Source organism: Companilactobacillus nuruki, assembly GCF_002872255.1.
GTDB classification, from domain to species: Bacteria; Bacillota; Bacilli; order Lactobacillales; family Lactobacillaceae; genus Companilactobacillus; species Companilactobacillus nuruki.
Genome location: NZ_NIPR01000021.1, coordinates 30,777 through 56,916, shown reverse-complemented (window position 1 = coordinate 56,916; position 26,140 = coordinate 30,777). Strand labels below are relative to the sequence as shown.

At 32.7% G+C, this 26,140-nt stretch carries 25 protein-coding genes, 2 pseudogenes and 1 riboswitch; of the genes and pseudogenes, 5 read left to right on the top strand and 22 right to left on the bottom strand.

Going from position 1 to position 26,140, the window contains the following annotated elements:
• Positions 1-6 precede the first annotated feature (6 nt).
• Genes CBP76_RS06865 through CBP76_RS06840 form a run of 6 tightly spaced genes read right to left on the bottom strand, consistent with a single transcriptional unit; the run spans position 7 to position 4,214 of the window.
• Complete coding sequence (locus CBP76_RS06865; protein WP_102196192.1) at positions 7-780, bottom strand: ribonuclease HII; 774 nt, start codon at positions 778-780, stop codon at positions 7-9.
• Positions 770-1,624, bottom strand: coding sequence for a ribosome biogenesis GTPase YlqF (gene ylqF / locus CBP76_RS06860; protein WP_102196191.1), 855 nt, complete (start codon positions 1,622-1,624; stop codon positions 770-772). Before ylqF ends, CBP76_RS06865 begins: the two co-directional genes overlap by 11 nt.
• Positions 1,625-1,643: 19 nt before the next feature.
• Positions 1,644-1,868, bottom strand: coding sequence for a YozE family protein (locus tag CBP76_RS06855; protein ID WP_102196190.1), 225 nt, complete (start codon positions 1,866-1,868; stop codon positions 1,644-1,646).
• A 12-nt stretch (positions 1,869-1,880) separates the two neighbouring features.
• Positions 1,881-2,474: a YpmS family protein gene (locus CBP76_RS06850; RefSeq protein WP_245865661.1), complete on the bottom strand. Its 594-nt coding sequence runs from the start codon at positions 2,472-2,474 to the stop codon at positions 1,881-1,883.
• Positions 2,475-2,476: 2 nt separating this feature from the next.
• Entirely contained in the window at positions 2,477-3,325 is an 849-nt protein-coding gene (locus CBP76_RS06845; protein ID WP_102196188.1) for a DUF459 domain-containing protein, read from the bottom strand.
• A gap of 46 nt (positions 3,326-3,371) precedes the next feature.
• Entirely contained in the window at positions 3,372-4,214 is an 843-nt protein-coding gene (locus CBP76_RS06840) for a DegV family protein (protein WP_102196187.1), read from the bottom strand.
• 219 nt (positions 4,215-4,433) lie between these two features.
• On the opposite strand from CBP76_RS06840, the gene trhA reads away from it, so the two are divergent.
• Positions 4,434-5,084, top strand: coding sequence for a PAQR family membrane homeostasis protein TrhA (gene trhA, locus CBP76_RS06835; protein WP_102196186.1), 651 nt, complete (start codon positions 4,434-4,436; stop codon positions 5,082-5,084).
• On the opposite strand, the gene CBP76_RS06830 is transcribed toward trhA, so the two are convergent.
• From CBP76_RS06830 to CBP76_RS06810, 6 genes are all read right to left on the bottom strand, one after another.
• Positions 5,081-5,572 (bottom strand): dihydrofolate reductase, encoded by a 492-nt coding sequence (locus CBP76_RS06830; RefSeq protein ID WP_102196185.1) that lies wholly within the window; start codon positions 5,570-5,572, stop codon positions 5,081-5,083. The two genes, trhA and CBP76_RS06830, sit on opposite strands and share 4 nt — an antisense overlap.
• 9 nt (positions 5,573-5,581) lie before the next feature.
• A complete protein-coding gene (locus tag CBP76_RS06825; protein ID WP_102196184.1) occupies positions 5,582-6,532 on the bottom strand; it encodes a thymidylate synthase in 951 nt (316 codons plus the stop codon).
• A gap of 9 nt (positions 6,533-6,541) precedes the next feature.
• A complete protein-coding gene (locus CBP76_RS06820) occupies positions 6,542-8,440 on the bottom strand; it encodes an ABC-F family ATP-binding cassette domain-containing protein (protein ID WP_102196183.1) in 1,899 nt (632 codons plus the stop codon).
• A gap of 104 nt (positions 8,441-8,544) precedes the next feature.
• Positions 8,545-8,718 carry a hypothetical protein gene (locus tag CBP76_RS13175; RefSeq protein WP_166667212.1) on the bottom strand — a complete coding sequence of 58 codons (174 nt, stop codon included), beginning with the start codon at positions 8,716-8,718 and terminating at the stop codon, positions 8,545-8,547.
• 67 nt (positions 8,719-8,785) lie between these two features.
• Positions 8,786-9,250 (bottom strand): hypothetical protein, encoded by a 465-nt coding sequence (locus CBP76_RS06815; protein ID WP_102196182.1) that lies wholly within the window; start codon positions 9,248-9,250, stop codon positions 8,786-8,788.
• Positions 9,251-9,303: 53 nt separating this feature from the next.
• Positions 9,304-10,506, bottom strand: coding sequence for a CCA tRNA nucleotidyltransferase (locus CBP76_RS06810; protein ID WP_102196181.1), 1,203 nt, complete (start codon positions 10,504-10,506; stop codon positions 9,304-9,306).
• A gap of 218 nt (positions 10,507-10,724) precedes the next feature.
• On the opposite strand from CBP76_RS06810, the gene CBP76_RS13170 reads away from it, so the two are divergent.
• Positions 10,725-10,913 (top strand): hypothetical protein, encoded by a 189-nt coding sequence (locus CBP76_RS13170; RefSeq protein WP_102196180.1) that lies wholly within the window; start codon positions 10,725-10,727, stop codon positions 10,911-10,913.
• Between the two features lie 59 nt (positions 10,914-10,972).
• Here the strand turns inward: CBP76_RS13170 and CBP76_RS06800 are convergent.
• The 3 genes and pseudogenes from CBP76_RS06800 to CBP76_RS06790 all read right to left on the bottom strand — a co-directional run.
• A pseudogene (locus CBP76_RS06800) lies at positions 10,973-11,815 on the bottom strand (IS3 family transposase); the annotation flags it as partial.
• A gap of 5 nt (positions 11,816-11,820) precedes the next feature.
• Positions 11,821-12,354: a helix-turn-helix domain-containing protein gene (locus tag CBP76_RS06795; RefSeq protein ID WP_102196178.1), complete on the bottom strand. Its 534-nt coding sequence runs from the start codon at positions 12,352-12,354 to the stop codon at positions 11,821-11,823.
• Positions 12,355-12,489: 135 nt separating this feature from the next.
• Positions 12,490-13,617, bottom strand: a complete 1,128-nt coding sequence (locus CBP76_RS06790) for an LCP family protein (RefSeq protein WP_102196202.1) — start codon at positions 13,615-13,617, stop codon at positions 12,490-12,492.
• Between the two features lie 252 nt (positions 13,618-13,869).
• Positions 13,870-14,033, top strand: a riboswitch (M-box (ykoK) riboswitch).
• 55 nt (positions 14,034-14,088) lie between these two features.
• On the opposite strand from CBP76_RS06790, the pseudogene CBP76_RS06785 reads away from it, so the two are divergent.
• The 3 genes and pseudogenes from CBP76_RS06785 to CBP76_RS06775 all read left to right on the top strand — a co-directional run bounded on the left by CBP76_RS06785 (position 14,089) and on the right by CBP76_RS06775 (position 17,612).
• Positions 14,089-15,842, top strand: a pseudogene (locus CBP76_RS06785) (ABC transporter permease subunit).
• A gap of 12 nt (positions 15,843-15,854) precedes the next feature.
• Positions 15,855-16,655, top strand: coding sequence for an ABC transporter ATP-binding protein (locus CBP76_RS06780; RefSeq protein WP_102196177.1), 801 nt, complete (start codon positions 15,855-15,857; stop codon positions 16,653-16,655).
• 90 nt (positions 16,656-16,745) lie between these two features.
• A complete protein-coding gene (locus CBP76_RS06775) occupies positions 16,746-17,612 on the top strand; it encodes a LysR family transcriptional regulator (RefSeq protein WP_102196176.1) in 867 nt (288 codons plus the stop codon).
• Between the two features lie 239 nt (positions 17,613-17,851).
• On the opposite strand, the gene CBP76_RS06770 is transcribed toward CBP76_RS06775, so the two are convergent.
• The 7 genes from CBP76_RS06770 to CBP76_RS06740 form a co-directional block, all read right to left on the bottom strand.
• Positions 17,852-18,685: a metallophosphoesterase family protein gene (locus CBP76_RS06770; protein ID WP_102196175.1), complete on the bottom strand. Its 834-nt coding sequence runs from the start codon at positions 18,683-18,685 to the stop codon at positions 17,852-17,854.
• Positions 18,678-19,769: an ABC transporter ATP-binding protein gene (locus CBP76_RS06765; RefSeq protein WP_102196174.1), complete on the bottom strand. Its 1,092-nt coding sequence runs from the start codon at positions 19,767-19,769 to the stop codon at positions 18,678-18,680. Before CBP76_RS06765 ends, CBP76_RS06770 begins: the two co-directional genes overlap by 8 nt.
• A gap of 9 nt (positions 19,770-19,778) precedes the next feature.
• Positions 19,779-20,600 carry a carbohydrate ABC transporter permease gene (locus CBP76_RS06760; RefSeq protein ID WP_102196173.1) on the bottom strand — a complete coding sequence of 274 codons (822 nt, stop codon included), beginning with the start codon at positions 20,598-20,600 and terminating at the stop codon, positions 19,779-19,781.
• Positions 20,593-21,273, bottom strand: coding sequence for a carbohydrate ABC transporter permease (locus tag CBP76_RS06755; protein ID WP_342746075.1), 681 nt, complete (start codon positions 21,271-21,273; stop codon positions 20,593-20,595). The genes CBP76_RS06760 and CBP76_RS06755 overlap by 8 nt, the downstream gene beginning before the upstream one ends.
• A gap of 187 nt (positions 21,274-21,460) precedes the next feature.
• A complete protein-coding gene (locus tag CBP76_RS06750) occupies positions 21,461-22,738 on the bottom strand; it encodes an ABC transporter substrate-binding protein (RefSeq protein WP_245865658.1) in 1,278 nt (425 codons plus the stop codon).
• Between the two features lie 160 nt (positions 22,739-22,898).
• On the bottom strand, positions 22,899-24,314 hold the full coding sequence (nhaC, locus tag CBP76_RS06745; RefSeq protein WP_102196170.1) for a Na+/H+ antiporter NhaC: 1,416 nt from the start codon (positions 24,312-24,314) through the stop codon (positions 22,899-22,901).
• Between the two features lie 522 nt (positions 24,315-24,836).
• A complete protein-coding gene (locus CBP76_RS06740; protein WP_102196169.1) occupies positions 24,837-26,084 on the bottom strand; it encodes a tetratricopeptide repeat protein in 1,248 nt (415 codons plus the stop codon).
• Positions 26,085-26,140: the final 56 nt, after the last annotated feature.

Here is a 26,140-nt window from a genome sequence, read left to right as displayed (position 1 = left end):
TCTGATTTAATACAATTTATTAATTTTTTTAACTGGCGAGAAACTCAAACGATGGATCTTAGTACGTCCAACTTTATCCAAAGCTTGTAAATGTTGTTTAGTTCCATAACCATCATTTTGTTCAAAGTTAAACTCTGGATAAATCTTACCATACATTGTCATAAGACGATCTCGAGAAACTTTGGCTACAATACTGGCGGCCCCAATACTTAATGATTTAGCATCACCTTTAATCAATTTAGTTTGTTCAATATCAACTGGTATAGTCATTGCATCAACTAAAATATGGTCTGGCTTTAAATAGAGACGATTAATAGAATCGCGCATTGTTAGTTCAGTAGCATGATAAATATTTTCAGTGTCAATTAATTTAGAAGAACCAACGGCCACACTAATATCAATTGCTTGATCACAGATTTGTTTATAGAGTTCTTCACGCTTACTTCGCGATAATTTTTTGGAATCATCCACTTCATAAAGGGTATTATTAGACGGCAAAATAACCGCAGCTGTAACGACTGGTCCAGCCAACGGTCCCCTGCCAACTTCATCAACCCCAGCAACAAATTGATTATTATCCCAAAAAGGTCTCTCTAGGAATTCTTTTCGATGAAATTTATCGATTAATTCTTGATGTCTTGTTTGAATTTTATAATATTGTTCTAATAATTTTTTAACCCCTGTACGAGTATCATTCGATAACTCTTGCATAGTAGTTTTATCAAAATCATTATTTAATAATATTTTTTTGACATCTTTAATCGTATATTTATTCTTCATAGAATTCCCCAGGAACATCAAATGTTAGACGCCCTAATTTCAGCTTACGCACATCATCGATTATTCGTCTTGATGCTCGATCATAATCCTCTTTATATCCAAACTTCTTTGTCAGATCCATTAATAACTCAGGCGTTGTATGATTAAAAATATCTGAATTGGTCAAACCATAGCTTTCTTGTAATTGATCCATATAGTGCGTTTCAAGGAAATTTAGAGCATAAATGGCAACATCATCGGGAGCATAGATTTTATCCTTGATAGCCCCTGATAAGGCCAATTTCATCCCTACTTTAGGATCATCGATTTTAGGCCACAGAATACCAGGCGTATCTAATAAATCAATTCCAATACTTGTTTTCAACCAGTTTTGATTTTTGGTAACACCTGGTTTGTTTCCTGTAATAGCAACATTCTTACCCACTAAACGATTTAGAATAGTAGATTTACCTACATTAGGGATACCGATACACATCGCTTTTATACGATAATTTTGAACACCATTTTTTTCATAACGAGCAATTTTATCCGCTAGCTCTGAACGAATCAAACTTTTAATTTGTCCCAAACCTTTATTATGCTTAGCATCCAACTCGACCGACTTAGTGCCTTCTTGTTGAAAATTGATTTTCCAATCGTTTGTTACTTTAGGATCTGCTAAATCAGATTTATTTAAAATGATAATGTGTTTTTTTTGATCAATTATTTGTTCCAAAACCGGATTTCGGGACGAGAAAGGTAGACGTGCATCAACAATTTCCAATACAATATCGACCAACTTTAAACGATCTTGTACTTGGTTTTTTGCTTTGTTCATGTGTCCTGGATACCATTGTAAAGCCATTACCATCACCTATTTTCTTTTATTTTTTATCTACTTCTTGATACTTTTGATATGCTTCATCAAAAATCGTCATGCTTGGTAAATAACCGGCGTTTAACTCCAAATATTCAGAAATCTTTTGATAATTTTCCTCATGTTTAGGAAAAGACGAATCATGAAAAGCATTATTCGCAAACTCTGCTTCAGGTTCGACACTTTCCGCATTGCGAAGAGTCATTAAAAACTCATAAAAACTGCGCCTCATATCTGCTCCTTCCTACTGATTATCGGTAATTTTACTATTCATTACTTCAAAGGACAATTTGTTATTTTGCAAATCAATCTTCTTTGCTCGAATACCATATCCTTCTTTAGTAGTAAATTTAGTAAATTTCAACAAAATAGTTTTACTTTTACCATCAATGCTTACCCACTCAGGAGTCTTAAAGCTATTCTTAATATAATTCATAACAAAAGAAATTGGCAATGATAAATCACCTATTTTCATTTCTTTTGCTTTCAAAAGAACATCCCCATTAGTTTTTGCATATGGTTGCATCAAAATCGTAAAGTGAATTTTAGCTCCTAAGAATGCAATTGAGCCTGTCAATTCAGCATCTTTTTTTAAAATTAATTGATAATCAGTTTTCCCATCGTTTAAAGTATTTTTTAAATAATATTGAGCCATTTTATTGGCTTCCTGCTTGTTCATATTAACTGTAAAGACTTTATCATTTTGATTTGTGATCTTGGATGAAACTTGATAATTATCACTTGGTGAACTCATTACTTTTGTTCCGACAAAGCCCAAGCATAATACAATGATTGCTATTAAAGTGATAAATGCATATTTCCAATAATTTCTTTTCATGATTATTTATAAAGCCACTCCTTCGTTGTTCCACTTACTTGTTCAAATATTTTGTCCGTCATCATATCATAACCTGTCCCATTAGGATGGAAATGATCTTTCTTATAAAGATATGGATTAACGCCATCTTTTTTAACTTTAGCATTAATACTCTTAGTCTGGTAAAGGTTATTAATATCTACAAAATGTATATCGTTAAAATTGCTTGCTACTTTAGCCGACCCTTTATTCCAATTAACAAAGGCTACCTTAGCATTTTTAACGTTAGATAAATAAATACTAAAAGGATTATAGATACCGACTAAATAAATTGGAGCTGTTTTATTGTAACTTCTAATATCAGTCAATAATTTATTCAAACGCTTATCAAATTTCACTTGTTCATCAGCAATATTGCCCTCAGTTAAATCTAGACCTTTTCTTTGTAATAAATGCATAAAGTCATTTCCACCGACGGTGACTGTTATAATGTCCGCCTTTGGCAAATCTTGATGCATATTTTTATCTGATTCAATTCTGGCCATAATTTGTTGGCTAGTATCACCTGAAACACCATAATTATGCGATTCAGTTTTCACCTTATACTTTCTCTGTACCTTTTGAGTTAAGCGGGTAACATATCCACCGCCAACTGATTTTGAATCACCAACTCCTTGAGTCAATGAATCACCAATGGCAACAATACTAATTGCTTTTTTCTTTGGTATTACTTTCTTCTTGGGTTTAATTTTTTTAATTGTCTTGGTCTCTTTTATTTCCTGATTATTATTTTTAACAAAATAATAAGTTCCACCACTAATTGCTACTAAAAGGACAACTAATATTATTATCCAAATACTTTTTTTCTTCATTTTTTAATTCCATCTTTCAAAAAAAAGCTGATGTATTCATCAGCTTTTACTCTGTATAAAATTCAATTGCGAAAGCACCTGATCCAGCGTGAGTTGCAATAACTGGACTTGTTACTCTAATTAATAAAGGTACATTCGGTACAATTTCTGCTAATTTTTCCTTCAACTCATTTACATAATCCATTTTATCAACATATGAGATTCCAATGGCCTTAATATTTTCTAAGCTCTTAATTTCTTCCATAACATTATTCATATATCTCTCAATAGTTTTGCGGCCACGGCCACGTTTGGCAATATCCAAACTATTATTCTTTAGAGTTAAAACTAGATTAATATTCAAAAGTGTTGATAAGGTTCCTGCAAAACGACTCAAACGCCCACCACGTAGGATGTTTTCAATACTTGTTACACCCATATAAAGATATGTATGATCACGTAAAGTCTTAATTGCTGCTTTTATTTCTTCAACCGACTTACCTTCTTGAGCCATTTTGGCAGCCTGAATGACTTGAAAAGCTTGAGCCCGATCAGTAAACTCTGTATCAATGACTTCCATATTGCGATCAGTCATATCTGCTACTTGTCTAGCAGCATTGATTGTTCCACTAATTGCAGGTGTCATAATTAATGCCAATATGTCAGTATAGTCAGCTGGAATATCATCAATTACGTTCATAAACGTACCAATTGATGGTTGCGAGGTCTTAGGTAGATCCTTAGAGGTGTCCATTTCCTTAACGAACTCTTCTCTAGTAATATCAACACCATCTACATAAGTCTTATCATCAATGCTTATTGTTAAAGGTACAACACTAATATCATATTTTTCTATTTCTTCTGGAGTTAATTGCACCGACGAATCGGTAAGGATTTTTACTTTACTCATTTTATCCCTCTTTCATAGGGTCTTAGTTCTTAATTGTTTCAATTATAACAAACAAATCTTGATAAATTACCAAATTATTAACAATATCCAGTAATTTTAATTAATAAATATGTCTTAAACAATAACAATAATTAATTATACAATATTGTCATTGTCTGTGAACCCATTAGTTGTTTATAATGACTAATGAACCTTTATTAAAATATTGGAGTCATTATAATGTCAAAAAAAACTAATTTTTCAAGAGCATATTTGATTACTGATCAAGTATTTAGCGCTGTGACTCACGGAATTGGAATCATACTAGCAATAATCGGTGCAATATTTTTATTGATCAAGGGATTTCATCAAGGAAACCCTCTGAATATTACAGCCTATTTCATTTATGCTTTTACACTATTTTTCCTATATCTCAGTTCAACTTTATTTCATAGTCTCTACTTCACCAAAGCAAAAGGCGTCTTTCAAATTTTTGATCACAGTTCAATTTTTTTGATGATAGCCGGCACCTATACACCTTATTGTTTAATTGCTTTACATTCAGCTTTTGGATATAGTATCCTAGCTTTCATTTGGGCCTTAGCTATTGGCGGTATTCTTTATAAAATATTTAACGTTGGTCGTTTTAAATATTTTGAAACCTTACTATATGTCCTAATGGGATGGGCCATCATAATTGCTATGAAACCACTCTACCATGCAATCGGATCAATCGGAATTGCTTTACTAGTTGCCGGTGGAATCGCCTTCACACTAGGGGCTTGCTTATATCTAATGAAGAACTTACGTTACATTCACGTTATCTGGCATATCTTTGTAATGATCGGTACTGCTCTAATGTACTTCTCAGTTTATTTATATGTTGGTTAATGTTTTTGATAGGTTTCGAAGGTATATGGATAAATATTTTTATCATCCATAATACCTTCTTTTTTTTCGATTAAATTAAACTGATTATAGTCAATTTTAATCATTTTTGTATCTCCAGCAAATTTATGATCAATTTTAGTTACATACAATCGGTCAACATCGTTAGTGAAGAGCTTAAAAATTCCTTCACCGCCAATAACCATAATCTCTTCGTCAGGTTTTACATAATCTGATAATTGTTTTTTATTAGTTATTAAGATTACTCCCTTGGCAACTTGATAATCTGGATTTCGAGAAATAACAATATTCAAACGATTCGATAAAGGTCCATTAGGAAAACTTTCATAAGTTTTTCTTCCCATAACAATAGGGTGCCCCATCGTGACATCTTTGAATCGTTTCATATCATTTGGCAATCTCCATGGCAAGTGACCATCAATACCGATAACATGATCAACTGATTCAGCCCAAACAAAACTTATCATCATAAAACACCTCTATACAGCAACTGGAGCTTTAATAGCAGGTTGCGGATTATAATTTTCAACTTTAATATCTTGAACATCAATTTCAAAAATATCTTTATTGCCGTCAATACTTAGCTTTGGTCCATCGGTAGGAGTTCTACTTAATTGCTCTTTTACCTGTTTAATATGATTAGAATAAATATGGGCATCACCTAGCGTATGGATAAATTCTCCAACTTCTAAGCCGGTTTCTCTAGCAATTAAATGAGTCAATAATGCGTAACTAGCAATATTAAATGGCACGCCAAGGAACAAATCTCCCGACCTCTGATATAACTGACAAGATAATTTACCATCGTTTACATAAAACTGAAATAGCGTATGACATGGTGGTAAAGCCATTGTCGGAACATCCTCGGGATTCCAAGCACTTACAATCAAACGGCGAGAATCAGGGGTTTTCTTAATTTGGTCAATAACATTCTTTATTTGATCAATAAATCCACCATCACGTTTTTGCCAGTGTCGCCATTGAGCTCCATAGACATCTCCCAAATTGCCAAATTTAGAAGCAAATTCAGGGTCGTTTAAAATTGCCTGATCAAATTTAGTTTTTTCAATTTTATAAACTTTTGAAAATTCATCATCAACTAAAGAGCGACGTCCAAAGTCAGTCATATCTGGTCCTTGATAGTCAGAGCTTTCAATATAATTCTTAAAAGCCCATTCATCCCAAATATGGTTATTATGTTCCAATAAGTACTTAATATTAGTATCGCCATGCAAGAACCACAACAATTCACTTTTGATTAAACCAAAAGGTATTTTTTTAGTTGTCAATAGAGGGAAAGATTCTTGTAAATCAAAGCGCATTTGGTAACCAAAAGTACTTATCGTGCCTGTTCCTGTACGGTCACCCTTTTTATGACCATTTTCTAAGACATATTTCAATAAATCCAAATATTGTTGTTCGTTATGCATAACTTTCTCCTAAATAAATTGACCTAAGTATTCCCAACGATCCATTAATTCATCTGATTCTTTAGTTTTTTCATCAAGTTCACGTTGATAATCCATTAGTTTTTCGTAATCATTTGATGGGTCATTAAGTTGTTTCTTTAATTCAGCTAACTCATCATCCAACTTTTCAATCTTAGGTTCTAGTTTATCAAATTCCATTTGTTCAGCATACGTAAGTTTCTTTTTTGGTTCTGGTTTTATTTCACTATTTTCCTTTGCTTCTTCATGCTTTTGCTCTTTTATCTCATGATGCTTAGCCTGCTGCTTCTCGGTTTCTTTTTGTAAATATTCAGAATATGAATCATAACTCTCTTCAATCTTTCCCTGACCTTCAAAAATCAAGAGTTTAGCAGCTACTTTATCTAGAAAATAACGATCATGAGAAACAGCTAAGACTGTTCCCTTAAAACTATCTAAATAATTCTCCAAAATCGTTAAGGTTTCAATATCTAAGTTATTAGTAGGTTCATCAAGTAATAAAACATTCGGTTGATCCATTAATATGGCCAAAAGATAAAGTCGGCGTTTTTCACCACCTGACAACTCTCTAATAAAGGCCCCTTGCATTTGATGATCAAATTTAAAAGTATCAAGCATTTGTGAGGCCGACATATGTGTCCCATCGTTATTCTTAACGCCTTGTCCAATTGACTCCAGATACCTAATCACTCGCTTATCAGGGTCCATATCACGAGTATGCTGTGTATAATATCCCAAACGAACTGTCTGTCCTGTTTTAATAATTCCTGAATCTAGTTCAAGTCGACCTGCAATTGTATTCAAAAGGGTAGTCTTTCCTGAACCATTAGACCCAGTAATCCCAATCCTATCTCCTCTGGAAACAAGATAATTGAACTTATTAAGAATAACGTGTTTTTCAAATTTTAAACTGGCATCTTTAATATCAAAAACATCATTTCCCAAGCGTTGTTGTGCAATATCAATAGACATTTCTTTTTGAACATCAGGCTTATTTTGCAAATCTTCTTTTAATCCAGTGAAACGGTCTTTCCTCGCCTGTTGCTTAGTTCCACGAGCCTTTACACCCGCACGCATCCATTGTAATTCTTGCTTATAGAGCTGTGTCTTATGGTGTTGAACGGATGCATAAATTTCTTCATTTGTAGCTTTTTGTTGTAAATATTTCTCATAGTTACCGTCGTACTCAGTCACATTACGGTTTTCGATTTCAAATATTCTTGTTGCAACCTCATTTAAAAAGTAACGATCATGAGTTACAAAAAGAACTGAACCCCTATATTTACTTAAATAAGTCTGTAACCAGTCGATCGCCTCATAATCCAAATGGTTAGTTGGCTCATCTAAAATTAATAAATCTGCCTCTGAAATCAATGTTTGTGCCAAGGCAACACGTCTTTGTTGTCCACCAGATAGTTCAGAGATTTTTTTATCTAATTCCGTAATTCCTAGCTTATTTAGAATTGACTTCACATCTGATTCCATTTGCCAGGCTTCGGCTGCATTCATTTTCTCCTGAAGTTTAAAAAACTCATTTTGGACTTTTTCGTCAGTTGAATTCGCATTAAATCTTGCTAAAGAATTCTCATATTGACGAATCAATTGAAATTTCTCCCCACTACCATTAAAAACAGCATCAATAACTGATGAATTACCATCTAAGTCTGGTTGCTGCTTTAAATAAGAAATTTTGTAGTTTTTAGGCTTTTCCATTTCAATTGTATTTAAATCGCTATTATTAACAATTCCGTCTAATAGGGTTGTCTTTCCAGTCCCATTTAAACCTAGCAATCCGATTCGATCGCCCTCGTTGATGGTAAAAGTCACATCAGTAAATAAAGTTCTTTCGCCAAAAGATTTCGATGCATTAGTTATGTTTAAGGTTTTCAATTATTTCACCACTATAAATAAAAAATTCCTCTACCCGAATAGATAGAGGTATATTGTAACTTTTCAAGTATTATTATCACATGTAAATCAAGGATTGTAAAACATCAGCTATACTGTTTCAATTGTTCCAAATCATAATACAGCTGCTGTGTTCCACCAAAACGAACCAGTATTTTATCACGTTTTTTGTCAAAGTAAACTACCGTTCCAATTTGATTCTTAAATGCATCTGATTCATCACTGATAGTTACCGTTGTTCCTATTTTTAAATTTCCCATTTTCCACTCCGCTCAAGAAAATACGGGACTTAGTTAAAACTAATTAACTAATGTCCCGTATTTAAAATTAAAGATCTTCTTTATATATATCGTAAACAGTATTCTCCGGATCAACTGAAATATAAAGATTTCCAGTTTTAGTTGAAATAGCTGATGATTGATAGGCGTTATCTAAACCTTCGACATCCTTTTGTTTGAATGGGAAGTAGATTTGCATTGGTTCTTTATCTTGATCATCTTCAAAGACAATATCACATTTTTCAATATCTTGATATTTAATAATACGGTTGAACATTCCATCTGCCATCGCTGCTGTAGAAACATCAGTATCCTTAATATAGTCAGCTTCAGGAAGAATTTCAATTCTAAAACGCTTGCATGGATGAATTTCTTGCATACGTCCACCCTTGATACGTCCATAACTAGTTGTTACACGAGCAATCCAAACATCACTCATTTCACTGTGGCTAACCGTCCAAGTATCGTCATTTCTAAAGTAGAATTTTAGTTCTTTAAAAACATGTTTAGTCATATTATCACCCTTTCGAATCCTAAAATACTTACTATTTTCATGATACCACAGCATTATTGATTAATTAACAAATAATGTCTTAAATCATCAAAATTATTGGAAACGTTTCCTTCTACGACAGACCGCTCTATTCGAGACATCGACTTACCAATAATTGGACCTGGTTTCACATCCAAAATTTCACAAACATCTTTACCCGTTAAGGCCAAATCATGATTATTTTTAATCGGAATATTATTAACTTGTTCTTTTAATTTTGTATAATCAAATTCAATTTCAAACATTTGGCATAGCTTAATTACTCTCTCAAAATTACCAACACCCAATTTATAAATATTCCAAAGATCCAAATCTTGATTTTCAAAAAGATGCAACATATTCAAAGTATTAAGGCTAGTCTCTCTAGTTTTATTTGAAACTTTCCAGTCCCTTAGTAACTTATTAAATTCTTGATGATTTAAATTCAAAACAAATCCTAAAGCACTCCAAGCTTGATCCTCATCTTCAAATATCTGGTCATTTATCTTTAACAAATCTAAAAGTTCAGTTTTATGATTTGAAAAGTCTGGACAAAATTGTGATAGACCTAATTTCAAGAAATCATCAAAACCTGCTTGCCAAGTCTGGCTTATCATCATTTTTATAAACTCTTCTCTGATCCGTTCAACAGCTATTTTTTTTAATAACGGTGCGTTATCAGAGATTGCTTGTGCAGTTTTAACTTCTACTTTAAAGTTCAGCTGTGCTTGAAATCTTACCGCCCGCATCATTCTTAACGCATCCTCATGGAAACGTTCCTCAGGTTTACCAACAGCCCGAATTATTTTTTTATCCAAATCTTGTAAACCATCGAATTTATCAATCACATTACCATTGCAATCAACTGCTAATGCATTAATAGTGAAATCACGACGCTTCAAATCGTCTTCTAGTGACCTAACAAAGGTTACCTTATCCGGTCTTCGGAAATCCTGATAACCTGATTCAGTTCTAAAAGTAGTGATCTCATAAGAATCATCACCCATTAAAACTGTAACAGTACCATGTTGTATTCCTGTATCAACAGTACGTTTAAATATTTCCTTAATTTCTTTCGGATAAGCACTCGTAGCAATATCAACATCATGGATAGGCAATCCTAATATGTGGTCGCGCACACTTCCTCCAACGAAATAAGCTTCAAATCCAGCTTGTTCAATTTTTTCTAATACAGGCAGTGCCTCTTTAAAATCTGCAGGAAGTTGTTTGATTTGCATACATTTACCTCAATTCTTTAATTTTGATAATAATTATTTAATTACTATTATATACCAATAATCAACTCTACCTTACTAGTTTCCTAGGCCATATTCAGTGATTATTTTCAACGGCTATTTTAAGAAAATATAATAATTATTTAAGGGTTCCTTGTATACGTTTTCCTAAAAAAATATATAATGGAATTAAATAAGGATGTGAGAGAATACCAGATGTAATGGATCTTCAAAAAATAAATCAAATTTTCTGGCGTTCGATAAATATGGTAGATATAATTCTTTTGATTTCATTAATCGGTATTTGGATTGGTGCCATTTGTGGCATTGATTGGCTAACCTTCTCTGCCCTCCTTCTTAATTCCGTTGTCTTCATCATCAGTATGGTGGCAGGTAAAGAAAAAAGATAAACAAAAAGCAGATCTCTGAAGTTGAAGTGCAATAAAAAAGTTAGACATTTTTATAAGTTTTAAAAAATCATGGATTGTTCCCTGTATTCTACAAGGGACAATCCATTTTTCTTTAAAGAAATACGTTTATTGTTGTACCAATTGATATATTTAGCGACTAAGTTCTTTAATTCGGTTAGGTCATCGATATTATACCTATAAAGACATTCTCTTTTGAGCAGATTAAAGAAACTCTCAATTGGGGCATTGTCGTGACAATTGCCTTTCCGAGACATACTTTGTTCAATACCCATTGTTTTTAGGGTATCTCGATAATATTTAAGTTGATAATGCCATCCTTGATCAGAGTGAAGGATTGGCTTTAAAGAGGGAACTATATTTTGCTTCAATTTTTCTAGAGTATCTAATATTAGTAATTTATTAGGGCTCAAACTTATTGAATAAGATAATATTTCGCCGCTGGCCTGGTCCAGCACGTCGGATATATAATCCCATTTGTCTTTATGCAAGCGTATTTGAGTTATATCCGTATGTAATACTTTTAATGGTTCTGTCTCAGTGAATTTTTGTTTGATTGTATTAGGAGCTATTTTTCCAAGGTTACCTTTATAGGAACAGTAGCCAGATGTATGTTTTGAAAAAATAACTATTTTTAATTTAAGTTTGGTCATTAAATGCCGAATTGTTTCTGGAGAATTCTTGAATCCAAGCTTGAGGGATTCTTTCCAGATTCGACGATAACCGTAGGTTGAGTTTGAATCGTGATATGTTTTAACAATGAACTCTTTTAATTGAGCGTATTTATCTGTTTTATAAGTTTTACTAAGGCGTTCATAATAAGTTGATCTTGGCAGACTGGCCTTAGTTAATAACTCGTTCAACTTGTATTTTTTAAGTAATGATTTGACTAATTTTGCTTTTTCGAGTTGGGATCGTTTTCTCGCAAGGTCTTTAGTACTTTTAAAATATCACGGTCCATTTCGGCATCGTGTAGTTTAGCTTTTAGATCAAGAATTTCTTGTTTATATTTCTCTTCTTTTGTGGAATTTAAACGTGTTTGTTTCTTCTTTTTCTTGGCCATTAACGGTCGTCTCCCTCTGGGACGACGCCTTAATCCAATAACACCATAGTGATTGTATCTATATATCCATGAATTAACCTGGCTAGGTGATATTTTGAAATAAATTGCAGTATCAAGGCGACTGATCTCATGTAATTTATAATATTCTACCACGGATAATTTGAAATCTTGAGAATAGTCTTTATGAGATTTTTTAGTTATCAAATAATTAAGTCCATTTGCCTCCGCTTCATGGACCCAGCGATAAATCGGTGATTCGTTGGGCATTCCATATTTTTTTGATAATCCAAGTATAGAGATTTTTCCATCAAAATATTCGTTTACTAGTTTAACTTTGAATTCTGAAGAGTATTTGGTCATAAAAAAAGTGCTCCTAAAGTTGTTAGATTATGTCTAACAATTTTAGGGCACTTCAGGATCTGCTTTTTGTTTATTCAATTAAGAACTTCTTCAACAAACTCAATATCTTCAGCGTCAATATATTCGATAAATCAATTATTTGGTAACAAAGCCATTTTTTGTTTTAGTCGTTGGTAATGGACCTGTTTTGGTATTTCCATTAATTCCAACATAATTATTTCCATTAATGCTAGTTGATTCACTATCTTCATCGAACTTATCTTGGACCGTATAATCACTTTGGAAAAGATAATTTCCATTTGTATGAAATTGATACTGTGCTTTATCGCGATAATCCGCATTTGATAAACCTAAGGAAACTCTTAATTGATGACTAACATTGCTGATACTATCTGGGTAAAGTTCAATCATGCTCCGTCCTTGGTTACTAAACGTTCGCCAATCGAAGGTAATCCGTTGTTTTTTATAATTCGCATATTCTGGGGCATTTTTAATCAGTTTATCAAGTTCATTTGAATTAATATTAGTTTGAATATTATGGTCAATTGCATCAACTATTCCAGGAATTTTGGTAATAGTTTGAGGTGATTTTAGTTTTTTCTCTACTGCTTGAATTATTTCTTGTTGACGATAGCCACGCATAATATCATTATCACTGTGTCTTTCGCGTGCATAAGAGAGGGCCTTAAGTCCATTAACATGTTGTTTACCCTTTTTAAAAACTATACCTCCAGACCCATCCTTAGTAACACCAACAAAATCATGTTTTACATTAATATCAACGCCACCAATCGCATCAATAATCTTAACAAAAGACAAGAAATTAAAAACATAATAATGATCAATTGGTATATTCAATAATTTTTGAACAGTATTGACTGAAGCTGTTGGTCCATCATAAGTGTATGCAACTTCTACCCTTTGCATACCATGATATTTATCCGCATCAATCTTTACAAAACTATCCCGAGGTAAACTGCAAAATGTTATTTTTTTAGTTTTGTGATTAATCGTAACGACCATTAACGAATCTGTTCTAGTAGTACCTAATTTTCTTTCGATGGTATTATCTAATCCCATAATTAAAAAGGATTCGCTAGTTTTGCTATTTTTTCCTTTGTAATCATTTTTAATGGGTAAATATCCCTTACTTACCACTTGTTTCAAATGATTACTTGACGATGATACATATCTTGTCATCCCCCCTATTAAAATAACTAACACGGTTACTATAGCAATAATTACTTTTTGACTTTTATTCATCATAGTTCATCTTCCTAGTCTAATTTACTAGTTTGAATCATAGCCGTTAAACTATTTCAAAAACAACTATCAATGTTTAAAAGTATTTATCCTATGCACCCAATTAATAGTAAATACTACGATATGGCTCCTTTTACAAATTTTAAAAAACCTATTACGTATCCAAGCAAATAGTTGTATATCTATTAATTAAATTATTTACTTTTATATTTCCTATTGACATTATTTTTAAAACTCTTATGATAACCATTAGAATAATCATATTAGGTGAGGTTACTCTGAAAACACAGGTTATCGCTCGGAAATGTCGAGAGACAGTAACGAGTAAAGCAGGAATTGTCGAATTAAGGCTTTTCCAAGATAACTAGATTAAGTCTTACGTTTCAGAGAGCCAAAGCTCAATTAAGTGGTTGCGATTCACGCTTATTTAAGTTTGCCGCCTTCCATATGATAAATAAGGAGGCTTTTTTTATGTTTTCATTTAATCACGATATACGTCAGCGTAACCGGCGCAATATCTTAGGGAATTTAATTTTAATTGGAATTATCGCATTATTTGTAATAATTATAATTGCTTCATTACTTGAAATGAATCGACCAATTTCAACTTTACCTTCCCAAAACTCTCTAGCGAAGGTCAGTCATACTAATGATTTTTTATCCATTAGTCACTTAGTCTACTATTCAATGCGAACCATGTTTCGTATGATCATAGGTATGCTTTGGTCTTTTCTCTTCTCTATCATTTTTGGTGTTCTAGCCGCTCGTTATAAAACGGCCCGTCGTATTATTTTGCCTTTAGTCAATTTCTTAGAGTCAGTCCCACTACTTGGTTTTTTAACTTTCACGACTGCTTGGCTACTAGGCTTATTTCCTGGCAATGTTTTAGGTGTAGAGGCATTAGCAATCTTCGCAGTTTTCACTGGCCAAGTTTGGAATATTGTTTTGACGTTATATCAAACCATGGAAGTAGTGCCCGATGATCTATTAGATGTTGTTACCCAATTCAAATGCAGTGCCTGGGAAAAATTTTGGCGCTTGGAATTTGTTTATTCTATTCCTGGTTTGCTTTGGAATGTAGTTATCTCACAAACTGCTGCTTGGTTTGCACTGGTAGCTAGTGAACAAGCTACTGTAGCAATACCTAGGAATACAACTTTAATATTACCCGGTATTGGTTCCTATATCCAAATAGCACTTGATCGTGCAGATTATAAAGCCTGTATTTGGGCTGTCCTCGCATTATTAATCAACATTCTTATCCTTAACTTTTTAATTTTTCAACCACTAATAAAGGCTAGTTTTTATTTTAAATATGATAACGGGACCGGCAAATCACAACCACCTAAGTCAATTATTTATGATCTAGTTCAACCCTCAACACTTGGACAATTTTGTTTAAAAATAATTAATCAATTCAAAAATTGGTGGCTTTATAGTTTACCTCGCATTTGGTACATTTTAAAACTAAATATTATTTTTAAATACTTAAATAAATAACGCCTTTTTTAGTGACTCTTTGGTATGTTGGTTTGACCATTGTTGGTATCTGGTCAGTAATTAAGCTCTATGCCTTTTTACCTCACCAGGATTTCGCAATAATTCCAAAACTAACTTACTACACGACTTTACGTGTAGCTTTAGCAATGATAATTTCAGGGGTAATCTTTATTCCTTTAGCCGTTTGGGTCGCCGATAATACGCGACGTTTAAGCTGGATCCAACCAATTGGTCAGGTTATTGGATCTATTCCTTCTAATGTATATACACCATTAATCGTCATTTTTATCACACTAGGACATAATCAATTAGAATGGTGGGTTCTACCGTTAATAATGGTTGGTTGTCAATGGTATTTCTTCTTCAACGTAATTGGGGGTTATCTAGCTATCCCAACTGACATAAAAGATGTCACTCATATTTTCAAAATCACTAAATGGCGCTGGTGGACGCAATATTTGATTCCGTCAATTTTACCTTATATTATTACGGCTATCATTAATGCAGCTGGAGCTGCTTGGAATGCCGATATCGCCGCTGAAAGTATTCAGTGGGGTGCTCATAAAATTGAAGTTACCGGTTTGGGTCAATACATTGCCACAAACAATGGCATTCAAAATAAATCTGCTTTAGGTACCTTGGCAATGTGTTTTGTTGTCGGTTTATGCATTGCTTTCATTTGGCAACCACTTTATAAATTTGCTCGCGAAAAATATCATTACTAGGAGGATATTAAAATGGATAATAAAACATTATTAACAGTTGAATCTGTTTATAAGGAATTTCCAATTAAAGGAAATCATCCCAACTTAAAAGTACTTAAAGATATTAATTTTTCAGTTGAAACCAATGAATTTGTAAGTATCATTGGCCAATCAGGTGCTGGTAAATCTACTTTATTGCGCAGTATCGCTGGTTTACTAACACCTACTCAAGGAAAAATTGTCTTTGAAAATAAAGTAATTTCAAAACCGGACGCAAATATCAGTATGGTTTTTCAACACTTTGCATTATTTCCTTGGTTAACAGTTAATCAGAATATTGCATTTGGACTTCAAAGTAATCGTGATCTATCTCCTACACAACGTGATCATCGAGTTGCTAATCTAGTCAAAATGATTGGCCTTTCTGGTTATGAACAGTCTTACCCACGGGAATTATCAGGTGGTATGAAACAACGTGTAGGCTTCGCACGTGCCTTAGCCACCGAACCAAGTCTACTATTACTTGATGAACCTTTCTCTGCTTTAGACGTTGTTACTTCAAAACAACTTGCAAACGATTTAATTACAATTTGGTTGGATAACCAAATTGCCACAAAATCAATTGTGATGATTACTCACGATATCCAGCAAGCCGTACAACTATCCGATCGCATTATTTTATTAGATACAGATCCCGGTCGTATTGCTAAGATTTATCAAATTAATGTTGCACGTCAAGACCGTACAATTCGAAATATTATTGACATCATCGAAGAAATCACTAATGAATTAATTGCTCGTACTAATGCCTATCAAAAGCCTAAATTAATTTAAAGAATATTAGACTTTTACTTAATTATTAAATTGCGACGGCCTAAAAAATATCATATTAGTTTTATACCGCTATAAAGGAAGAATCTTGTCATGATAATCGAAAAATTAGAATATTTTTATGTCATTGCAAAATATAATAGTCTCTCAAAGGCTGCTGAGGAATTGCACGTTAGTATTTCTTCACTAAGCACCGCTCTAAAAAGTTTAGAGAACGAACTTGGATATCCTTTATTCAACAGAATCGGGAGAAGATTGCAACTTAACAAGCAGGGTCAAAGTATCTTACCCTCTATTTCTAAAATTATGATTGAAGCACAGAAAATTCAACTACCGCTATGTGATTCAATCACTAATCCTACTATTAAGGTTGGTACTTCTAGTTCTTCATTCATTTTTAAATATCAACAATCTACACCATGTTACAACCAGACAATCCCAAGATTTTCATATGATTCAACATTAACCTTGTTCAATCAACTATTACAACACGATCTTGATTTTGTTATTAGCTCCTCGATTGTTGATAGTTCGGAATTTGATCAACAATTACTTACTACATTGGATTTCAAAATAGCAATCAGTAGAAAACAAGTACCATCAAATGAACAAGTGTTTTCAACTCAAGAGCTCAATGAATTTAGTTTTTTATTGATGAGTGACCATCCTTCACATTGCGAAACAACTCACAGAATTGCTGATTTATTAAAAATCAAGCCTCATTACGTCTATTGCCCAGATAGCCTCGGTCTTTATAAACTAATTGATAGTGGGCAAGGTGTTGCTCTACTTACTTCACTAGAACAAGAACTCTTAGACACACATTCTGTCGAGTTTTTCCCACTTCCCATACCATATACCATTAATTTTTATCTTTATCAAAGTAGCCAGTGGCCACTTTCCTTCCAAGCATTAGAGGTAAAGAAACAATTATTATCACTATTTTGTAATCAAAATTAGCATAATTGCTATCTTACTTCATTTCATCTTGATACATCTATCACTTATAAAAGTCGACCTCATTCAATTATGGACTGAATGAGGTCGACTTTTATATATATTTTTGTGTATTTTGGATTCCTATGTCATTCTAAAATTTAAATTAGTTATAAAAAAACCTTAGTTTGGCTTTATATCCAAACTAAGGGTTCACTTCATACAAGCAAAATTGTAGAATTGCTTTTTATTATAATAATTAATTACAAAATTTCTTCATTAACAAAATCAGTATTTTCTACATCAACATAGTTAATAACATCTTGTCCCTCATAAAGACATCGTGTTTCCGTGCCAATCTCACCATCTTCAATCGTAATCACATCATAATAAGCTGCATCATAAATCAAATGCCTATGCTTATTATCACAATCAATATGATAAGCACTAGAATCAGTTGAATGTAATAAAATATTGTTCTTCGTAAAAGATGTCTCAAAATGAATATGTCCTGAAAATACGGCCTTTACAGAACTATCCTTAATCACTTTCATTAACTCAGCACCATCCTGCAAAATGCTATATCTCATATGATGAATCGCCGGTCCATCTATAGGATGATGAAGAAATATAATCGAATCCTTTTTATTATTTTCTAGATTGATTTTCAACCACTTCAATTGTTCTTGACCAATATAGCCTTGTTCATAATTTCCAAATTTACTATCTAAAAAGTAAAAGTTGTCCGCTTCAGTTTCAATTAGATAATAATATTTATCTGCACATTGCTGATTAAGAAAACCTTTGAAGAAAGATTCAGTGCGATCATGATTTCCCAAAATAACGTGAATAGGAATATCAAGTCTGCTTTTTTGACGCTTAATCAATTTAGCTAAGTTATTATAATCATTCGATTTGCCCTCATGAATAAGATCACCGGTTATAACGATCATATCAGGTTTCTTTGGCATTTTATCAATATCCATAAAGATACTATTTAATTTTAAATAAGGATCGATCTTTTGATTATTTGCTGCTTCAGACCCTTCTGGTGTCAAATGAGTGTCAGTAATTTGAACTATTTTATATTTACTCATAGTTTCCCCAATATAAATTTTTTCCCGTTGTTTGATCAAATATAATACTTGTCGATTGATCCAAGGTCACATTGATGGTCTCACCTTTTTGAAAATCAAATTTATTTACCGTCGCTTTCAAATACTCATTATCTTTTGTAATTAAACTCAGTTGAACGAACCTTCCATAATCAATAATATTATCAACCATAACCTCAAAACTAAATTCGTTTCTTTCTGTTTTAGAACAAGAAAAGTTTTCAGGTCTAATTCCCAAATAGTATTTTTTAGAATCCAGTTTATATGTAGAGGGTTTCATAATTGGTTTGTTATTAAATAATACTTGGCCATTATTTAATTCAATTTCAATTATATTGATTTGAGGTGTTCCAATAAATTTGGCAACAAAGAGATTAGTCGGTTTATTATAAATATTCTCAGGTGTATCAATCATTTGAATAATCCCCTGATCCATTACTGCTATCCGATCTCCCAAAGCCATAGCTTCTAATTGATCATGCGTAACATACACAATTGTCTGTCGATTTTCTAAATGCATATTTTGAATCTCATCTCGGGCCTTTTCGCGTAATTGAATATCAATATTTGACAATGGTTCATCAAGCAAAAAAATCTTACTTTTTTTTACCATCCCTCTACCAACTGCAACACGTTGTTTCTGTCCACCAGACAATTGTGAAGGTAATCGATTCTTATAGTTTGTTAAATTTAATATTTTCAAAACCGCTTCAATTCTTGATCGTCGACTTTGTACAGGAATTTTATGAACTTTCAAAGCATATTCTAAATTTTGATAGACTGTCATATTTGGGTAAAGTGCATAATCTTGGAAAACCATCGCAACTGTATGTCCATCTTCATCAATTTGTTTTAATTTTTTCCCATTGATGAGAACATCCCCCGTTGTTGGTTCTTCTAGACCAGCAATCATTCTTAAAGTTGTTGATTTCCCACAACCTGACGGTCCTAATAAAACTAAAAACTCACCGGCTTGAATAGAAAGATTTAATTCATTAATTATTTTATTATCTTTAAATTGTTTTGATATTTGTTTTAATTCAATCGTAGCATTATTCTCACCCATAGATTCCTCCTACTTTAATCCACTAGTACTGATGCTATTAAGAATATATTTTTGAAAAATCAGATAAATAATCAATGGCAAAATGACCATGATTGTTGATAATGCCATTGCTAAAGGAAAATTAGTCCCGCCCTCACTAGAAATATAATTTTGCAAGGCCAATGGCAAAGTAAAACTAGCTTTGTCTTTTAAAATTAATGTAGGCCATACATATTCATTCCAGGAATTAATGAAGAAAATTGCTCCAACACTGACAATACTTGGTTTTAAAATTGGAATAACAATGTTAAAAAAAATCTTTCGATTAGGAATATTATCTACTTTGGCAGCATCAATTAATGTATTAGGAATTTTTTCCATTGTTTTTAAAAAAATCATTATTCCTGTGGCATCACATAATTGAGGTAAAGCAACACCAAGAACATTATTCAGAAGGTTCAACTTGGCTATTACTAGGTAGTTCGGAATCATTATAATCGTAAAAGGGACAAAGATAGTTGATACGAAAATAAGATATACAAACATTTTGCCTTTAAAACGATAACTTCTAAACGCATATGCTGTTAATAGACCAGTTAATAATTTTCCAATTGTTACTATAGCTGCCATCAAAAAAGTATTCCATGTTAAAGTTAAAAGATTTACTTGTCTATTCAACATCAAATAATTATTCAAAGTTGGTCGTAAAGGAATTAAACTTAGCATCGTATTGTATGAATCGCGTAGAGTTTTAAATGAATTAGATACCATGAAAAGAATTGGCAAAATCGCTATTAATACAACTAATATCAATAATAAGTGCCAATAATTGATTTTTCCTTTATCAAACATATTTGTCAGACCTACCTTCTACAAAACGAATTTCAATAAATAATAATATTAGAAATATAATGAAAGTTACAATTGCTAGAGCCGAAGAAGTTCCTGTTTTGTATAAAACAAAGGCATTTAAATATGTTTGATAAATCATATTGGAAGATCCGTAATAAGGCCCTCCTGTAGTTATTACATTTATAGGTGTAAAAACATATTGCAATCCCTGAACAATAGTTAATATCAAAACATACACACTAATGCCTCGATTCATTGGCAACACTACATTAAAAATTAAACGCCATTTAGGAATCCTATCAATTTTAGCGGCATCAATTATATTTTGAGGGATCGATCCTAACCCCGTCAGTAAAAGAATAAAATTGTAGCCAAATACTTTCCAGTTAGTAATAAAACAAATGACAGTAATTGCTAAGATACCCGAATTAGACCAGTTAGGCATTGAGATACCAATATTTTTTAATATAAATGCAATCGGCCCCGAAACAGGATTTAGCATCCAAGTAAATATCATTGCACCAACTACTAATGAAAAAAGACTAGGAATAAAAAATAATATTTTGTAGGTCTTTTGCATCTTATTGATGAAAAACTTTACAATTAATGAAATAAAATATGGTATCAAAAAATTTAGAATAATTAAAAAGACAATATATATTATTGTGTTCAATATGACCTTCTGATTAATTGGGTCAATAAACACATCTATATAATTTTTAAAACCCACAAATTCCTTCGTAGGTGCTATCAAATTCCAATCAAAAAAGCTTAAGTAAAATGTATATATAATTGGAATTATCATAAATACAAGTAATAAAATTGCCGTTGGTAGTAGGTAAAGAAATGGTAATATCCTTTTATTCTTGTTGTGCATTTATCTTGTCCTGTGCTGCTTTCAAAGTTGAAGAAATATCACTACCTGAGAGTATCTTATCTCTGGCATCAATCATTGTTTGTTCTGCTTGCAATCCTTTTTTAGGAAACGATGTCCATGGAACAGCATTATCTAATGTCTTAACTGCTGGTTTAAGCATAGGGTTAGCATTTGTATAATCCTTAAAGTCATTTGATTTCAGGGCTGCCTGGGTCGCAGGTAGATAACCAGTTCCCTTGCTCCAAGTTACTGCAGACTCGGCCGAATACATCCATTTTTCAAATTTCCAAGCTGCTTTTTGTTGTTCTGAATCTTGAGCTGTAATTGCTAACATTGATCCACCCACTGGAACTACTGTTTTATATTCTTTAAAATGTGGTGCTACAATTGCGGCAGCGTTAAAACTAGCACTCTCTTTAATATGGGATGCCTGTGCAATTGTCGTAAATGCCATGGCTACGTCTCCTTTGACAAAAGAATCTATCCCTTGAGCCCAAGGCGTATGTAGTGCCAACTTTTCACTGACCATTTCTTGATAATACTTATATGCATTAACACCATTTGAACTAGCAAAATCGGCTTTACCATTTTTTTGAATCTTCGCACCATTGCTTAACATAATTGCTTGTTGTGCCCATGTATCACCTGGCTCTTGAATATATAAGCCATATTTACCCGATTGATCATAAATTCTCTTAGAGGCTTCCTTAACACCTTCCCAAGTTGTTAGTGAATTTTCTTGAACACCATACTTATTTAAAATATCCTTATTAATAAATAAAACTGGCGTACTTAATGAATAAGGCAATCCGACTAATTTTCCATTACTATCCTTAGCGAAAGATAGTGTTTTCTTAGTAAATGAACTATCAATGAATTTGCTATTGCCATCAAAATTTTTAGCGGCATCTGTTGGCGTTAGATATTTAAAATTACTTGCAAAGTAATTATCATAGGCCCACCCAACCTGAACAACATCTGGAACTTTCCCTGAGGCTTGAGCCGATTGTAAATTCTGCATCAATCCTTTATACATATCTGGATTATATTTAGCGGTCACTTTAATATTCTTATGAGTTGAATTAAATTTTTTAACCAACTCATCGACTGTGGCCCCACCCTGAGTCTGGGCATTAACATGCCAATAAGTAATATGCTTAACTGACGAAGCCGAGGTCTTTTTCCCACATCCAGTAAAAACAACTGCTAAAGATAGTATTCCTAGTATTAAAAAAATCTTTTTTATCTTGCTACTTTTCAAAATTATTCCTCCCATTCATGGGAATAATCATATATTCAAGTTGTATAGAAAAAGTATATTTAATGTTTAGATATTGAAAAGTTTATGTATAAATTATTTACACAAAACATAAAAAAAACTTGTCTAAATTAGTTAAACTAATTTAGACAAGTTTTACATTTTAATTTAATTGTTCAGCAACTTTACCAACTAATTTGATTTGACTAGACTTGCTGTAACTTTTGCCAAAGGCAAATGCAAAAATCACTGTTAATAATGGATTCAACCAAACGTAAAAGGCACAAGAGATAAAGACCACTGGGCTAACACCTAAAACTCCGGAAATAAATATACCTGTGACACCCCATGGAACCAAAGCGTTAATATCAGCACCACCACTAGCAAGTACTCTTGAAAGATATACTGGTTGAATGTACTGCTTATCAAAATTTTCTTTGAAAGTAGTTCCAGGTAAAATAATTGATATATATTGTTCTCCAACTAAGAAGTTAACACCAATAGCACTAATCATTGATGTTAAAATAAGTTTTCCTGGGGTATTAACCTGACTATTCAATCTACCAATCAGATTATCGACTACACCCATTTTGATTAAAACACCACCCAAAGTTAAAGCAACTAAAATCAAAGATATACTACCTAACATACTAGTAATACCACCACCACTTACAATTGCATTAATCTTTTTATCAGCTGAATTCAATTGAAAACCATTCATAATCTGATTGCTGATAGTCTTGACCGTGGGATGATCAATAATAATATGCATGACAATCGCCGTAATCGATCCAGCCAATAATGTAGGAATAGCTGGAATTTGTATAATTGCACAAACAATCAAAACAACAATTGGAATTAACATTAAAGGTGAAATGAAAAAGTTAGCGTTCAAAGCATTAATGATGTGATGAACTGAACTCATATTAGGGTTGGCCGTTGAATGTCCAGCAATTAAAAAGATAATCGCTGTAATCGTAGCTGCCGGAATCGCAGTATGGGAAATCGTTCTAATGTGATCAAAAACATTATCAACACCTGCAATCCCAGTTGAAAGGTTGGTAGTTCCGGATAAAGGCGACATATTATTTCCAAACAATGCACCTGAAACAATTGAACCAGCAGTCAATGCAACGTTAATGCCCATAACATGACCAATACCCATAAAAACAATTCCCATAGTACTAATAGTCGTAAAGGAACTGCCAACGATCACTCCGACTAAACAACAACTAACAAAAACTGTGAATAAGAAAAATCGAACATTTAATAATTCTAGTCCATAAACCATAATGGTAGGAATAACACCAGACATTGACCAGGCTGAAACCAAAACGCCAATCATAATAAAAATAATCATGGGAATGATTCCTGGCTTGATTCCTTCAGAAATTCCATCTTGTAACTCCTTCCAAGAAAAACCTCTGAATCTCCCGTAAAATAATAGCAAGGTAAACGTTAATAAAATTGGAATCTGTGGCGTCATTTTCCAAACAATCATCATTGTTCCCAATAATCCAAACATAACTAACATAATTATTAAACTTTCCCAAAACGTTAAACGATTTACTTTTTTCATATTCTTCACCTAATTCTTTCCCAAATGTCTTTTACTAGATTTACTATTTGAAGCACTGATAGGGACGGTAAAGATAATTTCTTTTAGCTTTTTTAACTTCATTTTCGTTAAGTATTTGACTAAATGTTGCTTGCATTTTAAGTTTCTCAATAAACTTCATTCTTATTTCCTCCCTTTACGTATCTCCTTCGAGTATAAAAAAAGCGCCCCTGCATAAATTAATGCAGGGACGCTTTTTGCGCGGTACCACCCAAAATTCAAATAAAATGATCAATTTTATTTGCTCTTTATTCCCGAAACGTGGGATACGTGACTTGACTTTGTATTTTATAAATATATCCTGCATGGCTCACACCAACCGCCAATTCTCTGTACACTCAGATATACCACTACTTAAATTAAAGTCAAAATCAATCTATGTATGTAATACTAACAGGAAATTTTAATTTTGCAAGAGTTAAATTACATTTTCTTAATTTGGATTAATTTATTTTTAATAAAAAACTAGTGAAGCGGACATTTCTATTGCAATTGATCCCACAAACTTTGCATAGATTCATTGTCAGGATCTTGTTTCAAGTACAAAGCTAATGCCGGTTTGAGCACATCATTATTGCCTGTGCTTCTTAAAATCTCAATTAAATCCGTCAAATAGTCCAAATTATCCTTAAAATCATCTAAGACCAATAAAATATTTTCCTGGGCAGCCTCAATATCATCCGTTTCAAATTGAGACTTAGCCAAATTCCAAGTAAGTTTAGGGTTATTGGAGACATCTTTACCAGCTAAAAGATCCAAATTGGCCTTGAATTGGCCCTTAGTAAGATAATAATCACTAAGTTTAATAATCAATGGCAATGGGTTTTCAACTTTTTTAATTCCTGTTTCAATTATTTTAATTGCTTCTGACGAATCTTCGGCTAAACCTGCATCAAAGGCGATTTGATAAAGTCTATCGTCTAGTTCGTTTAAATTAAGTCCTAATTGTGCATACTTAAAAGCATCAGAGTTTTTCTTAATATTTAAATAATCCTCGGCCAGAACCGGATATGCTGTTGGATAATCTCGATTAGATTCCAAAAGTGTTTCCAAAATTGTAATAGATTTATTATAATTTTTCACTTGATTGTATAAGAAGCCTAACTGAAATTGAGCATCTTCATTTAATTCCAAAGCATTCAATTTCTCATATTCACTGATAGCCTCTTCATATTGCCCATCTCCAGCCAATGAACTGGCCTTTCGCAAGACAATAGAGATTCCTGAATAGTTTTTGATATCCATATCTAAAAGCATGTCATAATACGTTAACGCCTTGCTAAATTTATTTTCATCAAAATAAACCTCGGCTAAAGCAAATTTGAATACTTCTTCATCTGGATATTCACGAATACCAGTAAGTAATTTTTGTTCACTAACCTCATAAAGCCCCTGGGATTGATAAATATCTGCAGAAACTAAAAGGTTTTCAGCATAAGCGGGTGAATCCGGAGTTATCTGTGAAATATAATCAAGTGCTTGATCGCTATTACCATCGGAAACGGCAATTTCAGCCAGTCTAGAGAGAATTTGACCTTCATTAGGGTAATTGATCATAAGATGATCATAAATCGTCTTAGCTTGAACTGAGAGTCCTCGGCTCATTAATGTTTCAGCCAAAGAAAATTGAGTCTGATCATCATCTTCTCTTAATGATTCGTGTATCAAATTATCTACATCTGAAAAATCACCATCATCAATTGTTTCTATAACCTCATCTGCTTTACTCAAATCTATACCTCCATATTTTTGCGTAAAAAAAGACGGTCAAATTGACCGTCCTTTAA